Genomic DNA, 21,174 nt, shown 5'->3' on the forward strand with positions numbered 1-21,174 from the left:
CTGCACATGCCTGAGCACAAGATGGTCACCATCGACGGAGTGCGCTACCGGTCCGAGGACGCAGCGCGGGCGCGCGCGAGGGCGGGTGCCCAGGCGGGCGCGCTCACGGTCGCGGACGCCCGCCTGCCCGGCAGCAGCAAGGACACCGACCCCGGCGACCAGGGCAACGGGGACCCGGCCGACCAGGGCGGCGGTCCGGGCGGCTTCGACCCGGCGGAGCACACCATCGTCCAGGTCATAGCGCACCTGGCCGAGGCTGACGAGGACGAGACTGCCCGGGTCCTGGACGTCGAGGCCCACGCCGAGGCGCGCAAGGGGCTGATCGAGCGGCGGGCGGAGTTCCTCGAGGAGGCCAAGAAGCGGGCGTCCGGTGGCGGCGGCTGAGTTCCTCGCCGAACCGGCCGAGCTCGCGACGTTCCTCAAGAAGCCGGCCGACGACCTGAAACTGCTGGCCGCGCTGCGGGCCGCCACCCGGCGGTTCCGCGGCGCGGTCCGCCACCCCGTCAGCCTGGTCACCGAGGACACCACCTACGTGGACGGGAACGGGCGGGCCATGCTGCATCTGCCGGCCGCCCCGATCGTGCAGCTGCGCGAGGTCCTCGTGGACGACGTGCTGCTGTCCGGGGTGAAGGCGAAGCGCCGGGCCGGTGTCCTGCTCCACCCTTCCGGCTGCTGGCCGGAGTGGTCGGAGATCACGGTGGTCTGGGACCACGGCCTGGACCCGATCCCGGACGAGGTGGCGGAGGCGGTCATCGACCAGGCCCGGGCGATCTACCGCCTGGACCCGGCGATCCAGCAGATCACCACCGGCTCCGAGTCCGTCAGTTTCGCGGCGACGGCGGCGGTCGGGGTCACCTCTCAGTGGCAGTCCGCCGTCGAGGCGCACCGCCTGAACCGGGGGGACGAGGCGTGAGCATCGACAACCCGCTGCGGCGGGACACCGTGACCGTCATCGACCGGATCCTGATCGGCGTAGACGACCGCGGGCAAGACGTTTACGAGGACCAGGAGCGCGAGGTGGAGCGCTGCAACATGCAGCCGGTCAACTCCACCGAGGCCACCGACGACCGGGTCCAGGTCATCACCCGGTGGCGCCTGGCCGGCCCCCCGGACATGGGCCTCACGAACATGTCGCAGGTCCGGTTCCGGGGCGTGCTGTACGAGGTCGATGGGGACGTCGGCGAGCACGGCTCGTTCGGCGGGCTGATGGATCACACGGAAGCATTTCTGAAGGTGGTGACTGGCTGATGGGTATTCGTTTCGAGTTCGACCCCCGGGCGCTCGGGGAGATCATGCGGTCGGCGCCGGTGCGCAAGGCGCTCAAGGAGGAGGCCGACCGGATCGCCCCGGTGGCCCGGGCCATCGCCCGGGCCGAGGGCCTGGACGACTTCGCCGACTCGATCGAGGTGGTGGAGGAGACCCGCCCGCGGGGCCGGCCGACCGCCGCCGTCGTCGCGGACCGGGAGGACGCCGCCGACCACGAGCACGGCACCAGCTCCACCCCGCGCCGCCGGATCCTGGGGAGGGCCGCGCACACCCGCATCGACGGGATCACCTGATGCCCGGCGACGTCGGATTGTGGGCGGACGTCGAGCTCCTCGTGATGACCGGGCTGCGCCCGATGCTGCCCGGGGTGCGGGTCGTGGACGAGCTCCCCGACCGGCTGGAGACGCGCGTCCCGCTCGTCTCGGTCCTCGTCGTCGGAGGCGGTGACGACGAGATCACCGACACGGCGACGGTCGACGTTGCCGCGTTCGCCGCGACCCGGGCGGCGGCGTGGGCGCTGGCCGAGCAGACCCGCCGGGCGATGCACGCCCTGGCCGCCACCCACAACGCCGGGCAGCAGGTCGTCATTGACGACGTGAGCACCCAGGAGCGCCCGGCGGTCGTCCCGTACGGAAACCCGGCGGTGCGGCGCGCAGTGGCCACCTACGCGGTGTCCACCCGCACCCGCGCGGCCACCTGACCGAGCACCACCACCCCGGCCCCGCAGCACCGCGCGCGGGGCCATCGTCATGAAAGGGGGCGGCATGGTCGCCGCCGACTTCACCGAAATCGCCGAGCTCCGCCAGGGGCTCATCCGCAAGGCCCTGCGCTACGCCATCTTCGCCGCCGACCCGGACGCCGACCTGGTCACCGCACCGTTCGACGCCGAGGGCATCCTGCAGGAGCTGCCCGCCGGGTACGTGTCCGTCGGCTACACCACCACCGACGGGGTGACGTTCTCCGGCGACCTGTCCAACTCCGACGTGCAGTCCGGGCAGTCGTCCTCACCGACCCGCTCCGACGTCGAGTCGGACACCATCACCGCCCAGTGGGTACCGCAGGAGACGAACGCCGCGGCGCTCGCCCTGTACGACAACCTCCCGCTGTCCGGGACCGGGGCCCTGCCGGACCTCGGATCGGCGACGTGGACCTGGTCCCGCCCGAAGACCCCGCCGACCCGCTACCGCAGGTTGGTGTTCATCGCCGAGGACCTCAACAAGGACACCGGCAACGCCATCTACATCGTCCGGCATTTCCCCTCCGCCCTGCGGTCGGGCCGGGAGGACGAGCAGTGGACCCGCACGTCGGAGATCGCCCGCGGCGTCACCTACCAGGCGTACATCGATGACGCCGCCGGCACGGACGCCATCAGCTGGATCGACGGGCCGGGCTGGCGCGACTACGCCCCGCCGGTCATCCCCTGATGACCGACCCGGCCTCCACACCAGCACCGCGACGGCGGCGGCGGGCGAGCCCCGCCGCCGCGGTGTCCCACCCCGATCGCCCACCGGCCACCCCGCAGAAACGAGAAGGCACCATGAGCAAGCCCAACCGCAAGCGCTACAAGCTGTCCGAGGTCAAGGCCCAGTACACCGAGGCCGTCGGCGGCGAGCAGGTCGAGTTCGAGACCGACAAGGGCGACGTCCTGGTCTTCCCGCACCCGCTGTTCGCCGACGACGACTGGTCCACCTCGGTCGATGACGCCGAGACGTCCAAGGACAAGGCGGTCGCGATCCTCGGCCCTGAGCAGTACGAGACCTACCGGGCGGCCGGGCACGCGGACGGTGACATAGGGCTGCTGTTCCTCGCGGTGCAGCAGGACATGCAGGGGCAGATCAAGAAGCGCCCTACACGGTAGTCGACGTCCTCGGGGCCCACCCCGAGGCCGTCGAGGCAGACCTCCTGCACCACTACGCGCCGCGCGACCCGATCAAAGAGTTCTGGCGCGGAGAGATCACGCTGCGGCAGCTGCGCGTGATGGTGGAGGGCCTGCCCCCGAACGGTGCGCTGGCGCGTCGGCTGGCCGGGCACCACTGGGAACACCGCGACTTCATGACGGCGGACGTGGTCGATCTGCTGGCCCACCTGGTGGTCGACCACCGCAACGCCAACAAGCGCGAGGACGCGCCGGTCCAGCCCTACCCGGAGCCGGTGTGGCGGCCGGAGAAGCCCGGCGCCGAGAAGAAGCGGCGGAAGCAGGCGGCCCGCGAGGCTGCCGAGGCCCGCAACGGATATCAGCGGATCGTCGCCCTGGCGACACCGAGGCACGCAGAGAAGGGGTGAGCCATGCCCCGCGCGGGTGCCGTATGGGTCGACGTCCTGCCGAACATGTCGCGGTTCGGGCAGCAGCTGGACCGGGAGATCGGGGAACCGGTCGCCCGGGCCTCCAACGCCGCCGGGCAGGCCGGCGGCGAGAGCCTCATGGCCGGCATGAAGGGCAAGGTCCTCGCCGGGGCCGCCGCCGTCGGCATCGCCGCCGGGGCCGTCCTGATGAAGGGCATCGAGGAGGCCGTCGCCAAGCAGAAGGCGACCGGGATGCTCAAGGGTCAGCTGGACCTGTCCGCCGCCGACGCGAAGAAGGCCGGTGCGGCGGCCGGGAAGCTTTTCGCGGGCACGGTGACCGAGACGATCGGGGAAGGCGCGGCGGCCGTGAGGGCCATCATGGCGTCGGGGCTCGCGCCGGAGAAGGCGACCACGAAGCAGCTGGCCGCGATCGCGACCCGGGCGCAGGACCTGACCACGCTGTTCGAGGTGGACCTCGCCCAGGGTGCGAACGCCGCCGGCCAGATGGTGAAGACCGGGCTGGCGAAGAACGCGACCGAGGCGTTCGACATCCTCACCCGCGGGTTCCAGACCATGGGCCCGAGAGCCGATGACCTCGCCGACACCTTCAACGAGTACAGCACCATCTTCCGGGCGCTGGGCCTGGACGCGAAGATGTCCATGGGCCTGTTCTCCCAGGGCATGCAGGCGGGCGCCCGGGACACCGACACCGTTGCCGACGCCCTGAAGGAATTCCAGATCCGCACGACGGACGGGTCCACGGCGTCCGCCGAGGCGTTCGAGCTCCTCGGGATGTCCGCGAAGAAGTCGACGGCGCTGTTCGCGGCGGGCGGCGCGGGTGCGGCCAAGGGGCTGCAGACCGTCCTGGACAAGCTCCGCGGGATGGAGGACCCCGTCGAGCGGAACGCCGCCGCGGTCGGCCTGTTCGGAACCAAGGCCGAGGACCTCGGAGCCAGCTTGTACGCGTTGGATCCGTCCAAGGCGGTGGGCGACCTGGGGAAGGTCGGCGGTGCGGCGAAGCGGGCCGGGGACGACCTGCGCAACAACGCCGGCGCGAAGTTCGAGGCGTTCAAACGCCGCGGGCTGATGGCCCTGGGGGAGGTCACGGCGAAGTACGTCCTGCCGCCCCTGGAGGACTTCATCGAGTTCCTCGACCGCCAGGCCGTGCCCGCGGTCAAGTCGATCACTGGCGGGTTCATGGCCGGGGTCGGCTGGGTCAAGGAGTACGGGGTGTGGTTCGCGCCGCTGGCCATCGCGATCGGCGGCGTCACCCTGGCCATGTCGGCGAACGCGATCGCCACCGGGATCACGATGGGCGTCATCGGCGCGTACTCCATCGCGATCCGTACGGCGGCCGCCGTCACCCGCGGGTGGGCCATCGCCCAGGCCGCGTTCAACGCGGTCATGGCCCTCAACCCGGTCACCCTGATCATCATCGGGATCATCGCGCTGGGGGCCGCCCTCGTCGTCGCGTACAAAAAATCCGAGACGTTCCGGAACATCGTCAACGGCGTCTGGGCTGCCATCAAGGCCGGCTGGGCCGCCCTGTGGTCGTTCCTCAAGCCGGGCATCGACGCCCTGATGGTCGGGCTGCGCGCGATCGGCGCGGCCGCCTCCTGGCTGTGGACGACCGTGCTCTCCCCCGTGTTCTCGGCGATCGGCATGGCCGCCCGGATCCTCGCGACCATCATCACGGTTGCCCTGGTCCTCCCCACCGTCCTCGCGCTCAAGGCGCTCGGCGCGGCCGGGAAGTGGCTGTGGTCCAACGCCCTGCAGCCCGCGTTCCGGGGCATCGGGGCCGGGGCCATGTGGCTCTACACCAACGCCATCAAGCCCGCCGGAACCTCCGCCGTCGCGATCTTCAAGGCGCTCGGCGCGGCCGGGAAGTGGCTGTGGTCCAACGCCCTGCAGCCCGCGTTCCGGGGCATCGGGGCGGCCGCCATGTGGCTGTACCGCAACGGGATCAAGCCCCCCATCGACAGTGGCATGGCCACGCTGCGGGCGCTCGGCGCGGCCGGGAAGTGGCTGTGGTCCAGTGCCCTGCAGCCCGCGTTCCGGTCGATCGGGACCGGGGCGTCGTGGCTCTACAACAACGCCATCAAGCCGCCCCTCGACAAGGCCAAGTCCCTGGCCAAGTCCCTGGGGTCGGCGTTCACCGCCGGGGCGAAAGTCGTCGGCGACGCCATGAACTCGATCAAGGAGAAGGCCAAGAAGCCGGTCGCGTTCGTGATCGACACCGTCTACAACAAGGGGATCCGCGGGGTCTGGAACGCGGTTGCCGGGGCGTTCGGCGCTCCGAAGCTGGACGCCTTCAAGGGGTTCGCGCGGGGCGGTGTGCTGGCCGGGCAGTCGTCCTACCGCGACGGTGACGACCAGCTCGTTCCCCTCCGGCGCGGCGAGGGCATTGCCGTCTCGGAGGCGATGCGCGACCCCTACGAGCGCAAGCGCCTCCTGGCGGTCAACGCCGCGGCGATGCACGGCCGGTCGCTGAGCCCGTTCCAGGGCGAGGGGTTCGCCCGGGGCGGCATTTTCGACTGGGTGAAGGGCGCCGCGTCCAAGGGCGTCGACCTCGCCAAGTCGGGTGTGGGCTGGCTCAAGGACGGCATGAAGGCGTCGGCGGTCGCCGGGCTCAACTCCGTCGTGAAGCCCCTGATCAACAAGATCAGCGGCAGTGCGTCCCTGTACCGGGACATGATCACCGGCATCCCGAAGCGGATGGTCAAGGAGATCATCGGCTACTCCGGCAAGGCTGACGGCAAGATGGAGTCCGCCGGCATCGGCGGCAAAGGTTTCAAGGGCGCGCTGTCCTGGGCGCGCACGCAGAACGGTCTGCCGTACCAGTGGGGCGGCAACGGCAACCCGTCGTGGGACTGCTCCGGGTTCATGTCGGCGATCGAGTCCGTCATCCGCGGGCAGAAGCCCCACCGCCGGTGGGCCACCGGCTCGTTCTCCGGAGCGACCGCCCCGCCCGGCTGGGTCCTGGGTGCCCGCTCCCCGTTCCAGATCGGGATCACGAACGCGGGTGTGGGGCACACCGCGGGCACCATCAACGGGACCAACGTCGAGTCCAGGGGCGGCGACGGCGTGATCGTCGGTTCCCGGGCCCGGTCCTACAAGTCGGCCCTGTTCACCCACCGGTACGGGCTCAAGGCCAAGGGGTACGCCGACGGCGGCCGGCCCCGCAGGGGGGAGATCGGGTGGGTCGGCGAGGAAGGTCCCGAGCTCCGCGTGTTCGACGGCAACAGCCGGATCATCGACCACGCCACGTCCATGGGGATCGCCGCCCAGGTGGGCGCGGGCAGGGTGGCGGGCATGACCCGGGCCCTGCCCTCCCAGGCGCCCGCGGCCTCCCGCGGGCGGACGGTCGTGACCGCGCCCCGCGGGCAAGGACCGCAGCGGGACGGGGATACGTACAACTTCTATCCCCGGACCCTGGACATGACCACCGACGACCTGGACGCCCTGCAGCGTCGCAAGGACGCCCTGGACCGGGTGGGGAGGGCCAAGTAGATGCCCCTGATCACAGCACCGGTCCAGTCACCGGACCCGGGCACGCCGGGCGGCGGGGGCACACCGATCCCGCTGCCCGGCGTCGGCAACGCCACCGCCTGGTACACCGACCCGGCCGGGACGGTGTGGCCCCTGTCGCAGTCGTCGGTCGGCTGGTTCACCCTCGCCGAGGGGGTGTCCGGGCTCGGGGCCGCCGCCTACACGCTCACCAGCGACGCACAGCCGAGAGGAGGCGCACGGCTGCGGCACGTCCAGCCGCAGCCCCGCACGATCATCTGGCCCCTGCACATCTACGGGACCGATCACCTGGAGTTCGTGGAGCGGTGGCGGGCGCTGTCCACCGCGTTCACCAGGACATTGCGCCGGGGCCGGGACGGGCGCCGTACGCCGGGGGTCCTGACGATCGCCCGCCCGGACGGCACCACCCGCAGCGTCAAGGTGCACTACTCGGCCGGGTTCGAGGGGCAGGGCAAGCGCGGCAGCGGCATTATCTCCGACTCGGTGGCACTCGCCCTGTGGTGTGAGGACCCGTACTGGGAGGACGGCGTCCCGGTCACCGTGCACCGCGAGGCCGGGCAGATGGTGGACTTCCTGAACCCGTTCCCCGCGGTGTCCTCCTCCCAGGTCCTCGGCGAGACCGTCGTGGACAACCCCGGCGACGCGGTGGTCTGGCCGACCTGGACGATCACCGGCCCCGCCTCGTTGATCCGGTTCACGAACGAGGAGACGGGCGACTCCTTCACCCTGGACCCCTCGGAGGTCGGGCACGGCGCCCTGGCCGACGGAGAGCAGGTCACGGTCCGCACCGACCCCGCCCAGGTGCGTCTCCTGGACGGGTCACCGAACGGCGTGAACTGGTCGCGGGCCCTGGACTGGCCCGAGGCCGTCCTGTGGGGCCTGGACCCCGGGCAGAACCTCGTGACCTTCCAGCTCGACGGCAGCGGGCCGGGCTCCGCGGTCGACCTCCGCTTTCATCCCCGGCACGAAACAGCATGAGAAAGGGGGCGGGCGGTGGCGATCGAGCTCCTGATCACGAACAGCGCCCTCATCGTGCAGGGCGACCCGCTCGCCGGGTGGCGGGCGCTGACGGCGGAGCAGCGGCACAACGAGCCCGGGGCCGGGTCGGTGACGCTGACCGCCTACCCGGAGGTGATGGCGCAGCTGCAGCCCGGCAACCGGATCATGGTCATCCGCGACAAGACGATCTGGATGGCCGGGCCGCTGGAGGTCCCGCAGGACTACCAGTGGGACCTGGAGGGGGCCGCCGACCCCGGCGAGGTCGTCGTGATGTTCAGCGACGACCTCGCCCGGATCGCCGGGTACCTCACCTACCCGGAGCCCGCGAAGACGTGGGCCAACCAGACCGTCACCGCGGACGTGGTCCGCAAGCTGACGGCGACCAGCGAGACGATCATCCGGACCCTGGTCAGCGAGAACTGCGGGCCGGACGCGCTCGCCACCCGGCGCATCCCGCAGCTGGCCCTCGACACGGCGGCCGGCGTCGGCACCACCCGCACCCTCACCACCCGCATGGAACCCCTCCTCGACGCCTGCCGCACCGTCGCCGTCCCCGACGGCCTCGGGCTCCGGACCCGCCAGGCCGGAACGCAGATCCTTTTCGGCGTGCACCAGCCGCGCGACCTCACCGGAACCGCCCGGTTCTCCGCCGGCCTCGGCAACCTGCGGAAAGTGCGGTTCTCCCTGTCGGCGCCCACGGCGACGTCGGAGCTCGTCATGGGCGGTGACGACCCGGCCCAGCAGGTCGGGGCCGGGGAGCCCGCCAACGCCCGGGCGTACACCGAGGTCACCTCGGGGGCCCAGGCCACCTGGTACCGGGTGGAGAAGCTCGTGCAGTCCAGCGGCAAGACCAACGCGGACGGAGAGCTCACGCAGGACGGCGTCCTGGCCCTCGGCAACGACAACCCGCAGGCGTCCCTGGCGACGGAGACCGTCGACACCGAGGACCTCCAGGCCGGCCGCGACTACGGCCTCGGCGACAAGGTCGCCGTGGTCCTGCCCACCGGGCTCACGGTCCTGGACATCGTCCGCAGGATCCAGCTCTCCGCCGAGACCCCGGACACCGGCGAGAAAGTCGCCGCCGTGATCGGCACCGGCGACACCACGACCAGCGCATCACTGGTCGGCACCGTGCGCCAACTGGCGTACCGGCTCGGACAAATAGAGAGCAGGGGGTAACCGTGGCTCAGGACTCCTGGCCGGCACCGGCCGACAACAGGACCATCACGGACGCCGAGTACGAACAGCTCGCCGCCAGATTCTCCGGCGACGGGGTGTACGGATCACCGGCCGACGCCGCCGTGGTCACCGCGGGAATCGGGCTCACCGTCACCATCCGGGCCGACGTAACCGCGTCCGTGCGGGGGCACGCCTGGACGTCCGGGACCACCGGCGACACGCTCGACATCGCCCCCAACCCGTCCGGCTCCACGCGTATCGACCGGGTGGTGCTCCGCCTGGACCGTTCCACCTGGACGGTGCGCGCGGTCATCCGCCAGGGCACGCCCGGAGCAGCAGCCCCGCCGCTCACACGGGACACCGGAGCGACCGGCCTGTGGGAGATCCTCCTCGCCGGGGTCATCGTCCCCGCCGCCGCGACCGCGGTCACCGTCGTCAGGGGTGAGCTGTACGTCGGGGCTCGTGTCCGGCCGGCGCTGGCCGCCCACGTCAACCCCTACCCCGAGACGGGCGAGATGGCGTGGGCGACCGACACGCAGGAACTCCGCCTGTGGGACGGCGACCGGTGGGTAACGACCTACGCGGATTCCGGCCCGGTGGTCGTGAACTGGCCCATCAGCGGGTGGGAGATCGACACGGACAGCGTCCTGGAGGCGCGCCAGGGGATCGTGCAGCTGCGGCTCGGGTCGTTCACACGGACGGGCTCGACCCTCCCCAGCGAGACGAACTCGCGCCTGCCGATAGCCATCCCGTCCCGGTGGCGGCATCCGGTCCGGGACCAGTACCTCATCTGCTACATCACGGGCGCCTACATCGGCCGGATCACCATCAAATCCGCAGCCAGTAGCCAGCCCGGCCAGGTGTGGCTGACACAGAAACCAGACATATCGGCAGGACGCAAAGTGTTGACGTCCGCAATTTCATGGGTGGTCTGAATGGCGCGTTATGGATTCGGGCAGGGTGTGGCGGATTTCGTCGTCGCACCGGCCGACGGCATATGGACAGTCGCACCGAACGTCGCGATCACGTTCTGGACGGAGCAGGTTGAGGGGGATCAGTACACCGACCTCCTGAGCGCCGGCGGCACTCCGGTCAGCAGCGTGACCAGCGACGAGTACGGGCAGATCCCGAGATTCAGCGGGCCCGACGACGTGTTCGGGATGTGGGCCGACGCCGGAGGCACCGGGCGGGCCTGGCTGTACGCCCACACCGGCGGCAAGGGCGCCCCCGGCACACCCGGCGCCCACTGGTTCTTCGGCACCGCCGAGCCCACCGACGCCGGGCTGACACCGGTATCCGGCGACCTCTACGTCAACACCGTCAGCGGCGACCTGTTCGCCTACGACGGCACGAACTGGAGCACCGAGGTCAACCTGCTGGGGCCGGCGGGCGAGGACGGGGTGGACGGGGCGGCCCAGTCCGTCATGGCCTATGGGGCCGTCGGTGACGGGACGACGGACGACAGCGCGGCGATTCAGGCCGCCCTGGACGCCACCGCGGCGGCCGGCGGCGGCGTCGTTGCTTTCCCCGCCCGGCGGACCTACGCCGTATCCACCTACCTGCACGTCCCCGCGCGGACCACGATCAAAGCCCACGGGGCCACGATCAAGGCGACCGGCACCGTCGGCATCCTGCGGAACTGGCGGACCGGCGACAGCTTCACCGGGTACGACGGGAACGGCGACATCACCATCGAGGGCGGCACCTGGGACGCCAACGCCGCCGACGGCACCGCCGGCACCGTCACCGCCCTGGCCGACGCGTTCACCTTCGGGCACGCCCGCCGGATCACCATCCGCGACGTCATCATCCAGAACGTCAGCGGAGCACACGCCATCGACCTGGCCGCGGTCGCCGAGGCCCGCATCCTCGACTCGCGCTTCGAGGGGTTCCGGGACAACACCGTCGACAGCAGCCGCGGGTACTCCGAGGCCATCCAGATCGACTACGCCATCAGCGGCTCCGGCGCGGTCGGCCAGAACGACGGCACCCCCTGCCGAGACGTACTCATCCAGGGCTGTTCCTTCGGGGCCTCCTCCAGGCTGCCGGCGTTCGGGCGGGCGATCGGCTCCCACACATCCGTTTCCGGGGTGCACACCGACGGGGTGCAGATCCTCGGGTGCCGCATCGAGGCGGCCGCCCAGGAGGGCATCCGCGCCTACGCCTGGCGGGCCGCGCTCATCGCGGGCAACATCATCTCCGGGACCGGGCAGCCGTGCATCGCGGTCACCGGGCCCAACCCGGCCACCGCCGGATACAACCTCTCGTGCGACGGCGTCACCATCACCGGCAACGACCTGCGCGCGCCCGCGGGCGACAACCCGATCAAGGTCCAGGGTTTCGCGAACGCGCGGGTCACCGGCCTGCACATCGCGAACAACCGCGTCGCAGGCTCCCCGGCGTCCGGCATCTACGTTTTCCAGGCGACCGCGCCGTCCGTCTCCGGCAACCGGGTCTCGGGAGCGACCACGTCAGCGATCTTCGCGACGAACTGCAGTACCCCGCAGGTGGTGGGGAACATGTGCCTGGCCGCCGGCGGGTCATCGATCGGCCTGGACACCTGCACCGGCGGCCACGTCGGCACCAACGTCATCGAGGGCGGCAGCAGCCACGGGATCTACGTCGGCGGCGGATCCGATGTCAGCGTGCAGGGCAACCGGATCCACGCCGTGACCGGCTCCGGAATCCGGGCCACGTCCTCGACCGCCAGGCCCCGCATCACCCACAACACCATCCTGCGCGGTGGCGTGATGGCGCTCGGTATCGACGTCACCGCGTCCGCGACCGGCGGAGTCGTGATCGGCAACGACCTCTCCGGCAGCGCCTGGCCCGTGGGCACCGCGTTCTCCATGCCCGGCCTGCCGGTCACCGACTGGGCAGGCGGCAAGACCGTACCCGGCAACAACCTCGCCTCCTGACCCACCCCGCACCCACCGCCCCGACGCCACCAGGCCCGGGGCTTCGTCACGTCTGGAGACCCGCATGAAGCTGGTGACCCGAGCCCAGCTCGGCTGGCCCGCGTCGGCCGCACCGTCGCAGTCCACCACCCGGGGCGTGAAGGTCCACTACGAGGGCACGGCCGTGAGCACAAGGTTGCTCACCGACCACGACGCGTGCCTCGATGAGTGGAAGAACATTCGTCGCAGCCACCTTGCGAACACCGCCGAGAACTACTCGGACGTCGCGTACAACTACGCCGCCTGCCCGCACGGTTACCTGCTGGAGGGCCGCGGGCTGCGGCGGCGCACCGGGGCGAACGGCAGCCAGGCGCTGAACCGGGCGCACTTCGCGATCCTCGGGCTCGTCGGCAGCAGCGGCCTCACCGAGCCGCCGGACGCCATGCTCACCGCGATCCGCGACGGCATCGATCTGCTCCGCGAGAACGGGGCCGGCGGCGAGATCCGGGGTCACCGCGACGGCTACGCCACCGCGTGCCCCGGCGGTCCGCTGTACGCGTGGGTACAGAAGGGCGCCCCACGACCCACAACAGCCCCCACCTCACCAAAGGAGACCGACATGCCCCTGACCAAGGACGACATCAAGACCCTGGCCACGACCGACGGCATCTTCAAGGCGCCGCCGGACTCGACGACCTACGCCACGAACCGCCACTGGACCCTCGCCAGCCACATCGAAGGACTCACCACGAACGTCCGCCTGATCCGGCGGACCCAGCTCGCCCAGGTGGCCGCGATCCAGACCCTGGCCGGCCTCGTCGGCAAGGGCGTCAACACCGCGGCGGTCGTCGACGCCGTCGAGAAGGCCATCGCCGACGCGGTCATCACGGTCGACGTCGACATCAACAGCAAGGAAGGCTGACCATGCAGATCAGCAGCTTCGCCAAGGCCGTCGTCGCCGGTGTCGCCGCCGGTGCGACCGCCGCCGCCACCGCCGTCCAGGACAGCGTCTTCACGGCCGGGGAGACGGTCACCACGGTGCTCGCTGTCCTCGGCGCGCTCGGCATCACCTACGCCGTGCCGAACCGGACCCCGGACCGGGTGACTCCGGGCCGGGGGGTGTAGGTGGTGACACCGCAGGACCCGGGGGTGTACATCCCGCCGGCGCAGATGTATCAGGAGCTGAGATCCCTGAGCAGCAGCCTTACCAGGATGGAGACGAAGCTCGACGGGATCGGTCAGGGTCTCACCGATCTCGGTAAGGACGTAGCCGACCATGAGACCCGGCTCCGTGCTCTGGAGCGTGCCCGGTGGCCGTTGCCCACGATCGGTGTCCTCGCGGGTCTCGGCGGTGCTGTAACCGGGCTGCTCGCCCTCCTCCAATGAACGGCCACGGCCCTCACTGCCTCGCGGCGGTGGGGGCCCTTCGTCATGCCCTGACCTGCGGGTTCATCACTTTGTCGGTACCGACAAAGTGATAAGCGTTTTCACCTTCGAGCCTCCGCCGAAGTGATCACCCCTCGGGGTGCCGCACGATCTGCTTGACCGCCTTCTCCACCTCGTACCGCGACACCCCGGTCGCGGCCGCGTGCTCGGTGATGGCCTGCTGCACCGCTGCCGCCGTCGCCACGGTCAGCCGCCCTTCCTGCTGCTCCGCCCACGCGGTGGACTCCAGGGCGATCAGGTGCTCAGGAAGGTCGATGTCAGCCATGGCCGGATCGTACGTCCGTACGCCCTCCCCACGGCCACCGGCCCGCCGTACCCTGGCGACCACGGCACCAGCCAGACGGAGGGGCACCACGATGGACACAGACCTCACCACCGGCGAGCGGATCCGCGCCCTGCGCGAGTCGCGCGGCATGTCCCGCCCGGTCCTCGCCCAGCTGTGCGGCAGGGGCCCGGACTGGCTGAAGAAGATCGAGTCCGGCGAGCGCGACCTCACCTCCCACCCGCTGCTGCTCCAGCTCGCCGCCGCCCTCCAGGTCGCCGACCTGTCCGTCATCACCGGCACCGATACCCCAGCCGCCGCCGCGACGGCGACCCCGCTCGGCCGACTCGCGCACCCGGGGATGCCGGACATCTGGTCTGCGGTCATGACCCGCTCGCTCACCGCGGTTCCGGCCGGCCCGGTGGACCCGGTGTCGCTTCAGGGGCGGGTGGATCAGACGTGGCGGCTGTGGCATACCTCGGCCCGGAACCGTACCGAGGTCGGCGCGCTGTTGCCGGGACTGATCCGCGACGGGGAGCACGCGGTGCGGACTCTCGACGGCGAGCGGCGGCGCCGCGCGCAGGTGGCCCTGTCGGACATCTACAGGCTGACGGGGCAGGCCACGGCGTACGTCGCGCCGGCCGAGCTCGCGTGGGTGGTCGCGGACCGTGCGCTCACCGCGGCGCAGGCAGCAGACCAGCCTGCGGCCATAGCGGCGGCCAGCTGGAATCTCGGCAACATTCTGCGCGAGACGGCATACCCGGCGGAGGCGCTGCGAGTCGTCGAGGAGGCGGCCGACCTGATCCGCCCGCACCTCGACGGGGCACCGGAGGACTGGCGCGGGATCTACGGTGCGCTCCAGCTCCACGCTGCGGTGACCGCCGCCCGTGAGGGCAGGGAGGGGGACGCCTGGCGGTACTGGGAGAAGGGCGATCAGGTCGCGAAGAACCTCCCGGCCGCCTACGTCCACCCGTCGACCGTCTTCGGGCGTGCCAACGTGGACTTCCATGCGGTGAGCGTGGCCACCGATCTGAAGAAGTCGCAGAAGGCGATCGGGCTGGCCGACGACATCGACCCAGACATCATGCCGTCGGTGGAGCGCCGGGCCCGCCTGTGGGTGGAGGTCGCCCGCGGGCATCTCCAGCGAGGCGACCGCACGGCGGCGCTGCACGTGATGCAGATGGCGCACCGCATCGGCGCGGAGACCGTGGCATACACCCCGTCGGCCCGGACGGTGGCCGCGGACCTGTGGCGGTCCGCGCCGCGGGCGCTGCGCCCGGAGGCGGCCAAGCTCGCCGTGGATGTCGGGATCGCGACCGCGTAAGGGGGACAGTCTGGGACAGGGGGACAGATTGTCCCCCTTCTCTGCTGCCGGGCCCTTTACGGTGACGTCCCGTCATCCACTCAGGGGGCCTTGATGTCCGTCATGACCTGGCACGCGTCGCCGCAGCGCGCGGCCTTACCGATCGGTGACCCGACGACCGGCGAAGTGCGGGTGCCGGTGGCACTGTACGACCTGGACGAGCTCCAGGCCGAGGTGCCGCTGGTGCTGTCCCGCACGGAGGCCGAGGCCCTGCGCGACCGCCTCGACATGCTCCTCGCTGGGACGCTCGTCCCGGTCCCCACCGGGGGGCTGCGGTGACCGGGCCAGTCGAGGCCCAGCACCGGGCCGGTGAAGCCGCGGTACAGGCGGCCTACGCGGCGTTCATCCGACACACCCAGGCGTGCGCCCCGTGCCGTACGGAGGGTGCGGACTGCGAGACCGCGGCCGGGCTGCGGCAGGCGTGGCGGAACGCGCGTACGGCGGTGACCGTATGAGGTGCGACCGCTGCGACCAGCCGATCCCGCCGGGGTGTGAGGAGCAGGTCCCGATACCTGGGGCGTCCGGCGCTGGCGGCACGGTGGTGCTGCACCGCGGGGGGTGCCAGGTCTCCCGCGCGCACCCGGTGTCGTACCCGACCGGCCGTCGCTGATCTCCCGCTGGTCCCGGGTCACGGCGAGCCCGGGGCCGGCGGGCCCTCGCGGACGAGGTCGGACAGCGGGACACCGATCGCGTCGGAGATGCGCAGCAGGCTGTCGAGCAGCGGACTGGTGCGCCCGGCTTCGAGGTCTTGGTAGGCGGACCGGTCCATGCCGGTGCGCCCGATGACGTCCTGCTGGCTCAGGTTGGCGTGCAGCCGGGCGGCCCTGATCTGGCCAGCGATCCGCCGTCGTCGCTCCAGGATGCGGGGGTCTGGCGGGATGACGCGAGGCACGCTTCCCACGCTGACCGGTCAAGATCGTTTTGCATGCAGGATAGAACCTGCTTTGCTTGATCAAGAAAGCCCGGGGCAACAGCAAGGAACCCCCCATCGAGACGGCCCTCCCCGCACTGCCCCCCAGGCTGCGGCGGAGCGGTCGACAGCGCCCCTGCCTCACGGTGGGGGCGCTGTTGCATTCCTGTTGCGGTCACGGGATTTGCTACTCACTCGGGGCGAGGGGGCCACCTCGATTAGCGGCTGTTCCCACGGGAACAGCCGCCCTCACCCAGCAGCGTTTAGCGGCATCGAGCGTCATCGAACTACACCAGAATGTCCGGGTATTCGACATCGCCACAGGTCACAATATGTTCAAGGAACAGGTTCAAGTCCCGTTACTCACCCTGAGGAAAGGGCCCCGGTCTTCGGACCGGGGCCCTTCTGTCTGTCGTGACGCCTTCGGGGCCCCTTGGCGGGCCGCGGGGGGCGCTCGCTCAGAACCTGACGTCGGAGCAGGCGTAGAAGGCGTTGCCGGTGTCCGCGATGGTCCAGACGCCGAGGATCAGGTGCTTGCCCGACTTCTGCGGCAGGGTGCCGGAGTGACTGACGACGGAGCTCGGCTGCCGGCCGCCGAAGGGCACGGTCAGGAAGGGCTGCGGCTCCAGGTCGGCCCGGGTGAGGGGTTTCGCGGGGTCGTAGCCGTCCTTGGTGACGTAGTACCGGAAGTCGGTCGTGGCGTGCCGGGCGGTGATCCGCCAGCGGAAGGTGTGGCTCGCCCCGGCGCTCACGGCGGAGGCGGGCCAGGACCCGCCGCGCGGGTCGTCCAGCTCGGCGAACCGCTGGTTGCCCCCGGCGCAGATCAGACCGTCGCGGGGCCCGCGTGCCGGGAAGCTCTTGGGCCCTTCGACGCTCGGGGGCTCCCACTGGATCTGCCCGCAGCCGCGGACGGTGCCGTTGCCGCAGAGCTGCTGCCTGCTGACGGGCGAGTCGGTGTACCCGTGGCTCTGCGCGCTGCCGGAAGTGGCCAGCAGGGAGACCCCGGCGATGCCGAGGCCGAGGAGTAAGGAGGTGATCTTTCTGCGCATGTGGGGCTCCTGGAGTGAGGGGTGGAGCATGCGGACGGACGGACCGGGCGACGGCTCGTCGCGCTTGGTCTAGACCAAGACGGAGGCTAGCTCTGTCCCTTGATCATGTCCATACCAATGTCGTGCGCTGCCGGGCCCGCCGGAAGCGCACAGGGCCGCGGACGCGGCGGGACGGCCTCCGGACCGGGGAGGCCGGGGGGGGCGGGGCCCGCGAGGGCACGCCCGCCCCGCGTGCGTCAGGAAACGCGCCCGCTCCCCGCTCACGACGAGTCGCGGACCACCAGCTCCGTGGGCAGTACCACCGAGGGCCGCTCGCCGCCCGGGGCCCGGCCCGCGATCTCGTCCAGCAGGAGCTGGGTCATGCGGCGGCCCATCTCCTCTATGGGCTGGCGGACGCTGGTGAGGGCCGGGTGCATGTGGCGGGCGACCACGGAGTCGTCGAAGCCGACCAGGGCCACGTCCTCGGGGATGCGGCGGTCCGCCTCGCGCAGGACCTGGCGGGCGCCGGCGGCCATCACGTCGGAGGCGACGAAGACCGCGTCGAGGCCGGGGCGGCGGGCCAGGAGGTCGCGCATGGCACGCGCGCCGCCCTCCTCCGTGAAGTCGGCGGGGGCGATGAGGCGCTCGTCGGGGGCCAGGCCGGCGGCGGAGACCGCCGCGCGGTAGCCGTCGAGGCGGCGCTGGGCGCCGTAGACCTCCAGGCGGCCGGTGATCGTGGCCACCTGGCGGCGGCCCCGGGAGACCAGGTGCTCGACGGCGGCCCGCGCGCCCTCGAAGTTGTCGGAGTCGACGGAGGGCAGCGTCTCGGCCGCGTCCCGGGCGCCGCTGATCACGCAGGGCATGCCCAGTTGCTCCAGGAGCTCCGGCAGCGGGTCATCGGCGTGCACGGCGACCAGGAGGACCCCGTCGACGCGGTGGGCGGTGAGGTACTGGGCGAGGCGGCGGCGCTCGCGGTCGCTGCCGACGAGGGTGAGGAGCAACTGCATCTCGGTGTCCGCGAGGGCCGCACCGACCCCCCGCACTATCGCCGAGAAGTACGGTTCGGCGAAGAAGCGGGTCTCCGGTTCGGGCACCACCAGGGCGATGGCGTCGGTGCGGTTGCCCGCCAGGGCGCGGGCGGCGCGGTTGGGGACGTACCCCAGCTCGGCCACCGCCGCCTCGACCGCCTCGCGCGTCGCGACGCTGACCCGGGGGGATCCGTTGATGACCCGTGAGGCGGTGCCCCGGCCGACCCCGGCCCGCGCCGCCACCTCTTCGAGCGTGGGCCGCCCGCCGCTCCGTACTCGCGCTGCCGCCATGGCTGCCTCCCCGTTCCCGGTCAATTTCTCACAGCCGTACAGTCAATCCAAGTCGTGGATCGATCACCCCGACGAGCGTACGGACAGTGTATTGGGAGCGCTCCCAAGGTTGGGCGCACAGAGCTGTGGGCCCGGTCGGGCGTGACCGGGCCCACAGGTGTCACGAGGTCAGGCGTCGGGACCGGCCGCCGGGGGCAGTGCGTGGCGGGCGATCACGTCGCTGTACCAGTAGGCGCTGGACTTGGGTGTGCGGAGCTGGCTCGCGTAGTCGATGTACACCGCGCCGAAGCGCTTCGCGTAGCCGTAGCCCCACTCGAAGTTGTCCATGAGGGACCAGAGGAAGTAGCCCCGCACGTCCGCCCCGTCGGCCGCCGCCCGGCGCACCGCGTCCAGGTGCCCGTGCAGGTAGGCGATGCGCTCGGGGTCGTGGACCCGGCCGTCCTCGTCCGGGGCGTCGTCGAAGGCGGCGCCGTTCTCCGTGACCATCAGCGGCAGGTCCGGGCGCTCGCGCGAGACGTCCATGAGGAGGTCGTACAGGCCCTCGGGCTTGACCGACCAGTTCATCGCGGTGACCGGCCGGCCCTCGGCGAGGTGGAAGGCGACGTGCTCCGAGCCGGGCCACGGGGAGTGCTCGCTGCTGCCGTGGCCGTCGTTGCGGGTGTCGCCGGCGCCGGAGGCCGACGCGCTGACGATGGTGGGCGTGTAGTAGTTGACGCCGAGGACGTCGATCGGGTGCGCGATCGCGGCGAGGTCGCCCTCCTTAATCAACTCCGGCCAGTTCACGATGCGTTCGGTGTCGGCCAGGAGGTCCTTGGGGTAGGCGCCGTGGAGCATCGGGCCGGTGAAGATTCGGTTGCCCACCGCGTCGATCCGGCGCGCCGCGTCCGCGTCCGCCTCGCTGTCGGTCAGCGGACGCACCTGGTGGAGGTTGAGGGTGACCGAGGTCTGCGCGGCAGCGGGGAGGTTGGCGCGCAGCGCCTCGGCCGCCCGGCCGTGGGCGAGGTTGAGGTGGTGGGCGGCCCGCAGCGCGGCGGCCGGTTCGGTGCGGCCGGGCGCGTGGACGCCGGAGCCGTAGCCGAGGAAGGCGGAGCACCAGGGCTCGTTCAGCGTGGTCCACATGCCGACCCGGTCGCCCAGCGCGCGGCCCATGATGGCGGCGTAGTCGGCGAACCGTTCGGCCGTCGCGCGCTCGGGCCAGCCGCCCGCGTCCTCCAACTCCTGGGGCAGGTCCCAGTGGTAGAGCGTGGCGACGGGCGTGATGCCGGCCGCCAGCAGCTCGTCGACGAGCGACCGGTAGAAGTCGAGGCCGCGCTCCACGGCGGGCCCCCGGCCGGTGGGCTGGACGCGGGACCAGGAGACCGAGAAGCGGTACGCCTGGAGCCCGAGGCGCTTCATCAGGGCGACGTCGTCGCGGTAGCGGTGGAAGTGGTCGGCGGCCACGTCGCCGGTGTCCCCGTTGAGGACCCGGCCGGGCGTGTGGCTGAAGGTGTCCCAGATGGACGGGGTGCGGCCGTTCTCGCCGGCCGCGCCCTCCACCTGGTACGCGGCGGTGGCCGCGCCCCAGAGGAAGCCGGTCGGGAAGGAGGGCGTGGCGGCGGGGGCCTGCTGCGGGACCGTGTCAGGTCGGACGGCTGTCATGCGGGAGCGCTCCCTGGGAAGAGTGAGGGGTCTGAGGAAGGGGGCAGGAGGGACCGGACGGGCAGGGGTGAGTGGCAGAGGGCGGGAGTGACGGGCCCGGGGAAGAGGAGAGGCGGAGGGCCGTCAGCCCTTGACCGCGCCGGACATGATCCCGCCGACGATCTTCTTGCCGAAGATGACGAACACCGCCAGCAACGGCAGCGTGCTGATCAGCGCGCCCGCCATCACGATCGACTGGTCGGGGGTGTACGAGGCGCTGAGCTGGCCGAGGGCCACCTGGAGCGTCGGGTTCTGCTGGTTGAGGGCCAGGTAGGGCCAGAAGAAGTCGTTCCACGCCTGGACGAAGGTGAGCATCCCGAGCACCATCATCGCGGGGCGCGCGACCGGCAGCACCACGCTCACCACGATGCGGAGGTTGTTCGCGCCGTCGATCTTGGCCGCCTCGATCAGCTCGTACGGCAGGGCCTCGATGAGGTACTGGCGCATGAAGAACACGCCGAACGCGCTCACCAGCGTCGGGAAGATCACCGATTCGAGCTGCCCGCCCCAGCCGAGGCCGGACATCATCATGAACAGCGGGACGACGCTGAGCTGCGGCGGGATGGTGAGGGTGGCGATGACCGCGGTCATCAGCCAACCGCGGCCCCGGAAGCGCATCTTGGCGAAGGCGTAACCGGCGAGCGTGCAGAAGAAGAGCGTCGCCAGCGTGATGGAGGAGGAGACGATGATGCTGTTGAGAATCGCCTTGCCGAGGCTGGCCTGCTCCCAGGCGGTCTGGACGTTCTCGAACAGTTTGCCGCCCGGGAGGAACGGCGGGGTGGAGGCGAGGACCTCGTCCTGGGTGCGGGAGGCCGCGACCAGGGTCCAGTAGAGCGGCAGCAGCGAGCCGAAGCCGACGACGGCGAGCGCGATGTACGCGAAGGGGCCGCCCTTCATCTGCTGTCCCGCGCCCATCCGGAAGCGGCTCGGCCGCTGCGGGGCGCCGCCCTTCGGGGCCGGCGCGAGCTTCACGGGGGCGGTGTGCGTGGGGCTGGTCATGGTCATGGATGCGCTCCC

At 71.4% G+C, this 21,174-nt stretch carries 24 protein-coding genes; 18 read left to right on the forward strand and 6 right to left on the reverse strand.

Going from position 1 to position 21,174, the window contains the following annotated elements:
- Nucleotides 1-6 precede the first annotated feature (6 nt).
- The 16 genes from ACIQMU_RS07085 to ACIQMU_RS07160 all read left to right on the forward strand — a co-directional run bounded on the left by ACIQMU_RS07085 (nt 7) and on the right by ACIQMU_RS07160 (nt 13,538).
- On the forward strand, nt 7-384 hold the full coding sequence (locus ACIQMU_RS07085; RefSeq protein ID WP_402688390.1) for a hypothetical protein: 378 nt from the start codon (nt 7-9) through the stop codon (nt 382-384).
- Nucleotides 371-913 (forward strand): mobile element protein, encoded by a 543-nt coding sequence (locus ACIQMU_RS07090; protein ID WP_352239076.1) that lies wholly within the window; start codon nt 371-373, stop codon nt 911-913. Before ACIQMU_RS07085 ends, ACIQMU_RS07090 begins: the two co-directional genes overlap by 14 nt.
- The gene (locus ACIQMU_RS07095) at nt 910-1,248 is read left to right on the forward strand and encodes a hypothetical protein (RefSeq protein WP_402688391.1); all 339 of its coding nucleotides are present in this window, start codon (nt 910-912) and stop codon (nt 1,246-1,248) included. The genes ACIQMU_RS07090 and ACIQMU_RS07095 overlap by 4 nt, the downstream gene beginning before the upstream one ends.
- On the forward strand, nt 1,248-1,559 hold the full coding sequence (locus ACIQMU_RS07100; RefSeq protein WP_402688392.1) for a hypothetical protein: 312 nt from the start codon (nt 1,248-1,250) through the stop codon (nt 1,557-1,559). Before ACIQMU_RS07095 ends, ACIQMU_RS07100 begins: the two co-directional genes overlap by 1 nt.
- Complete coding sequence (locus ACIQMU_RS07105; RefSeq protein WP_402688393.1) at nt 1,559-1,966, forward strand: hypothetical protein; 408 nt, start codon at nt 1,559-1,561, stop codon at nt 1,964-1,966. Before ACIQMU_RS07100 ends, ACIQMU_RS07105 begins: the two co-directional genes overlap by 1 nt.
- Before the next feature lie 64 nt (nt 1,967-2,030).
- Nucleotides 2,031-2,690 (forward strand): phage tail protein, encoded by a 660-nt coding sequence (locus ACIQMU_RS07110; RefSeq protein ID WP_352239072.1) that lies wholly within the window; start codon nt 2,031-2,033, stop codon nt 2,688-2,690.
- A gap of 113 nt (nt 2,691-2,803) precedes the next feature.
- Nucleotides 2,804-3,124 (forward strand): hypothetical protein, encoded by a 321-nt coding sequence (locus ACIQMU_RS07115; RefSeq protein WP_352239071.1) that lies wholly within the window; start codon nt 2,804-2,806, stop codon nt 3,122-3,124.
- A 119-nt stretch (nt 3,125-3,243) separates the two neighbouring features.
- Nucleotides 3,244-3,549 carry a hypothetical protein gene (locus tag ACIQMU_RS07120; protein ID WP_402688424.1) on the forward strand — a complete coding sequence of 102 codons (306 nt, stop codon included), beginning with the start codon at nt 3,244-3,246 and terminating at the stop codon, nt 3,547-3,549.
- 3 nt (nt 3,550-3,552) lie between these two features.
- Nucleotides 3,553-7,059: a phage tail tape measure protein gene (locus ACIQMU_RS07125; protein WP_402688394.1), complete on the forward strand. Its 3,507-nt coding sequence runs from the start codon at nt 3,553-3,555 to the stop codon at nt 7,057-7,059.
- Nucleotides 7,060-8,055: a phage tail protein gene (locus tag ACIQMU_RS07130; protein ID WP_402688395.1), complete on the forward strand. Its 996-nt coding sequence runs from the start codon at nt 7,060-7,062 to the stop codon at nt 8,053-8,055.
- 15 nt (nt 8,056-8,070) lie between these two features.
- The gene (locus tag ACIQMU_RS07135) at nt 8,071-9,255 is read left to right on the forward strand and encodes a siphovirus ReqiPepy6 Gp37-like family protein (protein ID WP_402688396.1); all 1,185 of its coding nucleotides are present in this window, start codon (nt 8,071-8,073) and stop codon (nt 9,253-9,255) included.
- Between the two features lie 2 nt (nt 9,256-9,257).
- Entirely contained in the window at nt 9,258-10,190 is a 933-nt protein-coding gene (locus tag ACIQMU_RS07140; protein WP_402688397.1) for a hypothetical protein, read from the forward strand.
- Entirely contained in the window at nt 10,191-12,173 is a 1,983-nt protein-coding gene (locus tag ACIQMU_RS07145; protein WP_402688398.1) for a right-handed parallel beta-helix repeat-containing protein, read from the forward strand.
- A 64-nt stretch (nt 12,174-12,237) separates the two neighbouring features.
- Nucleotides 12,238-13,074: a peptidoglycan recognition family protein gene (locus ACIQMU_RS07150; RefSeq protein ID WP_402688399.1), complete on the forward strand. Its 837-nt coding sequence runs from the start codon at nt 12,238-12,240 to the stop codon at nt 13,072-13,074.
- Between the two features lie 2 nt (nt 13,075-13,076).
- On the forward strand, nt 13,077-13,277 hold the full coding sequence (locus ACIQMU_RS07155; protein WP_352239064.1) for a hypothetical protein: 201 nt from the start codon (nt 13,077-13,079) through the stop codon (nt 13,275-13,277).
- An 87-nt stretch (nt 13,278-13,364) separates the two neighbouring features.
- Nucleotides 13,365-13,538 (forward strand): hypothetical protein, encoded by a 174-nt coding sequence (locus tag ACIQMU_RS07160; protein WP_352239063.1) that lies wholly within the window; start codon nt 13,365-13,367, stop codon nt 13,536-13,538.
- 127 nt (nt 13,539-13,665) lie between these two features.
- Here the strand turns inward: ACIQMU_RS07160 and ACIQMU_RS07165 are convergent, their stop codons facing one another.
- Nucleotides 13,666-13,863 carry a hypothetical protein gene (locus ACIQMU_RS07165; RefSeq protein ID WP_402688400.1) on the reverse strand — a complete coding sequence of 66 codons (198 nt, stop codon included), beginning with the start codon at nt 13,861-13,863 and terminating at the stop codon, nt 13,666-13,668.
- Between the two features lie 91 nt (nt 13,864-13,954).
- Between ACIQMU_RS07165 and ACIQMU_RS07170 the strand changes: the two genes are divergently transcribed.
- Nucleotides 13,955-15,184, forward strand: a complete 1,230-nt coding sequence (locus ACIQMU_RS07170) for a multiprotein-bridging factor 1 family protein (RefSeq protein ID WP_402688401.1) — start codon at nt 13,955-13,957, stop codon at nt 15,182-15,184.
- Between the two features lie 102 nt (nt 15,185-15,286).
- The gene (locus tag ACIQMU_RS07175) at nt 15,287-15,502 is read left to right on the forward strand and encodes a hypothetical protein (RefSeq protein WP_402688402.1); all 216 of its coding nucleotides are present in this window, start codon (nt 15,287-15,289) and stop codon (nt 15,500-15,502) included.
- Between the two features lie 349 nt (nt 15,503-15,851).
- Here the strand turns inward: ACIQMU_RS07175 and ACIQMU_RS07180 are convergent, their stop codons facing one another.
- From ACIQMU_RS07180 to ACIQMU_RS07200, 5 genes are all read right to left on the reverse strand, one after another.
- Nucleotides 15,852-16,115: a helix-turn-helix domain-containing protein gene (locus ACIQMU_RS07180; protein ID WP_402688403.1), complete on the reverse strand. Its 264-nt coding sequence runs from the start codon at nt 16,113-16,115 to the stop codon at nt 15,852-15,854.
- A gap of 476 nt (nt 16,116-16,591) precedes the next feature.
- Entirely contained in the window at nt 16,592-17,182 is a 591-nt protein-coding gene (locus ACIQMU_RS07185) for a lytic polysaccharide monooxygenase (RefSeq protein WP_402688404.1), read from the reverse strand.
- 260 nt (nt 17,183-17,442) lie between these two features.
- Nucleotides 17,443-18,480 (reverse strand): LacI family DNA-binding transcriptional regulator, encoded by a 1,038-nt coding sequence (locus ACIQMU_RS07190; protein ID WP_352241732.1) that lies wholly within the window; start codon nt 18,478-18,480, stop codon nt 17,443-17,445.
- 168 nt (nt 18,481-18,648) lie between these two features.
- Nucleotides 18,649-20,118 carry a GH1 family beta-glucosidase gene (locus tag ACIQMU_RS07195; protein WP_352241731.1) on the reverse strand — a complete coding sequence of 490 codons (1,470 nt, stop codon included), beginning with the start codon at nt 20,116-20,118 and terminating at the stop codon, nt 18,649-18,651.
- 123 nt (nt 20,119-20,241) lie between these two features.
- Nucleotides 20,242-21,162, reverse strand: a complete 921-nt coding sequence (locus tag ACIQMU_RS07200; RefSeq protein WP_352241730.1) for a carbohydrate ABC transporter permease — start codon at nt 21,160-21,162, stop codon at nt 20,242-20,244.
- Between the last annotated feature and the right edge of the window lie 12 nt (nt 21,163-21,174).

This window comes from Streptomyces sp. NPDC091649 (assembly GCF_044756785.1).
Classification (GTDB): Bacteria; Actinomycetota; Actinomycetes; order Streptomycetales; family Streptomycetaceae; genus Streptomyces.

Excerpts from the sequence above, each read along its gene's own strand:
- ACIQMU_RS07170 (WP_402688401.1), top strand. The coding sequence starts at position 13,955 with ATGGACACAGACCTCACCACCGGCGAGCGGATCCGCGCCCTGCGCGAG.
- ACIQMU_RS07150 (WP_402688399.1), top strand. The coding sequence starts at position 12,238 with ATGAAGCTGGTGACCCGAGCCCAGCTCGGCTGGCCCGCGTCGGCCGCA.
- ACIQMU_RS07165 (WP_402688400.1), bottom strand. The coding sequence starts at position 13,863 with ATGGCTGACATCGACCTTCCTGAGCACCTGATCGCCCTGGAGTCCACC.
- ACIQMU_RS07105 (WP_402688393.1), top strand. The coding sequence starts at position 1,559 with ATGCCCGGCGACGTCGGATTGTGGGCGGACGTCGAGCTCCTCGTGATG.
- ACIQMU_RS07125 (WP_402688394.1), top strand. The coding sequence starts at position 3,553 with ATGCCCCGCGCGGGTGCCGTATGGGTCGACGTCCTGCCGAACATGTCG.
- ACIQMU_RS07175 (WP_402688402.1), top strand. The coding sequence starts at position 15,287 with ATGACCTGGCACGCGTCGCCGCAGCGCGCGGCCTTACCGATCGGTGAC.
- ACIQMU_RS07195 (WP_352241731.1), bottom strand. The coding sequence starts at position 20,118 with ATGACAGCCGTCCGACCTGACACGGTCCCGCAGCAGGCCCCCGCCGCC.
- ACIQMU_RS07185 (WP_402688404.1), bottom strand. The coding sequence starts at position 17,182 with ATGCGCAGAAAGATCACCTCCTTACTCCTCGGCCTCGGCATCGCCGGG.
- ACIQMU_RS07115 (WP_352239071.1), top strand. The coding sequence starts at position 2,804 with ATGAGCAAGCCCAACCGCAAGCGCTACAAGCTGTCCGAGGTCAAGGCC.
- ACIQMU_RS07085 (WP_402688390.1), top strand. The coding sequence starts at position 7 with ATGCCTGAGCACAAGATGGTCACCATCGACGGAGTGCGCTACCGGTCC.
- ACIQMU_RS07130 (WP_402688395.1), top strand. The coding sequence starts at position 7,060 with ATGCCCCTGATCACAGCACCGGTCCAGTCACCGGACCCGGGCACGCCG.
- ACIQMU_RS07110 (WP_352239072.1), top strand. The coding sequence starts at position 2,031 with ATGGTCGCCGCCGACTTCACCGAAATCGCCGAGCTCCGCCAGGGGCTC.
- ACIQMU_RS07120 (WP_402688424.1), top strand. The coding sequence starts at position 3,244 with ATGGTGGAGGGCCTGCCCCCGAACGGTGCGCTGGCGCGTCGGCTGGCC.
- ACIQMU_RS07190 (WP_352241732.1), bottom strand. The coding sequence starts at position 18,480 with ATGGCGGCAGCGCGAGTACGGAGCGGCGGGCGGCCCACGCTCGAAGAG.
- ACIQMU_RS07100 (WP_402688392.1), top strand. The coding sequence starts at position 1,248 with ATGGGTATTCGTTTCGAGTTCGACCCCCGGGCGCTCGGGGAGATCATG.
- ACIQMU_RS07160 (WP_352239063.1), top strand. The coding sequence starts at position 13,365 with ATGGAGACGAAGCTCGACGGGATCGGTCAGGGTCTCACCGATCTCGGT.
- ACIQMU_RS07155 (WP_352239064.1), top strand. The coding sequence starts at position 13,077 with ATGCAGATCAGCAGCTTCGCCAAGGCCGTCGTCGCCGGTGTCGCCGCC.
- ACIQMU_RS07145 (WP_402688398.1), top strand. The coding sequence starts at position 10,191 with ATGGCGCGTTATGGATTCGGGCAGGGTGTGGCGGATTTCGTCGTCGCA.
- ACIQMU_RS07200 (WP_352241730.1), bottom strand. The coding sequence starts at position 21,162 with ATGACCATGACCAGCCCCACGCACACCGCCCCCGTGAAGCTCGCGCCG.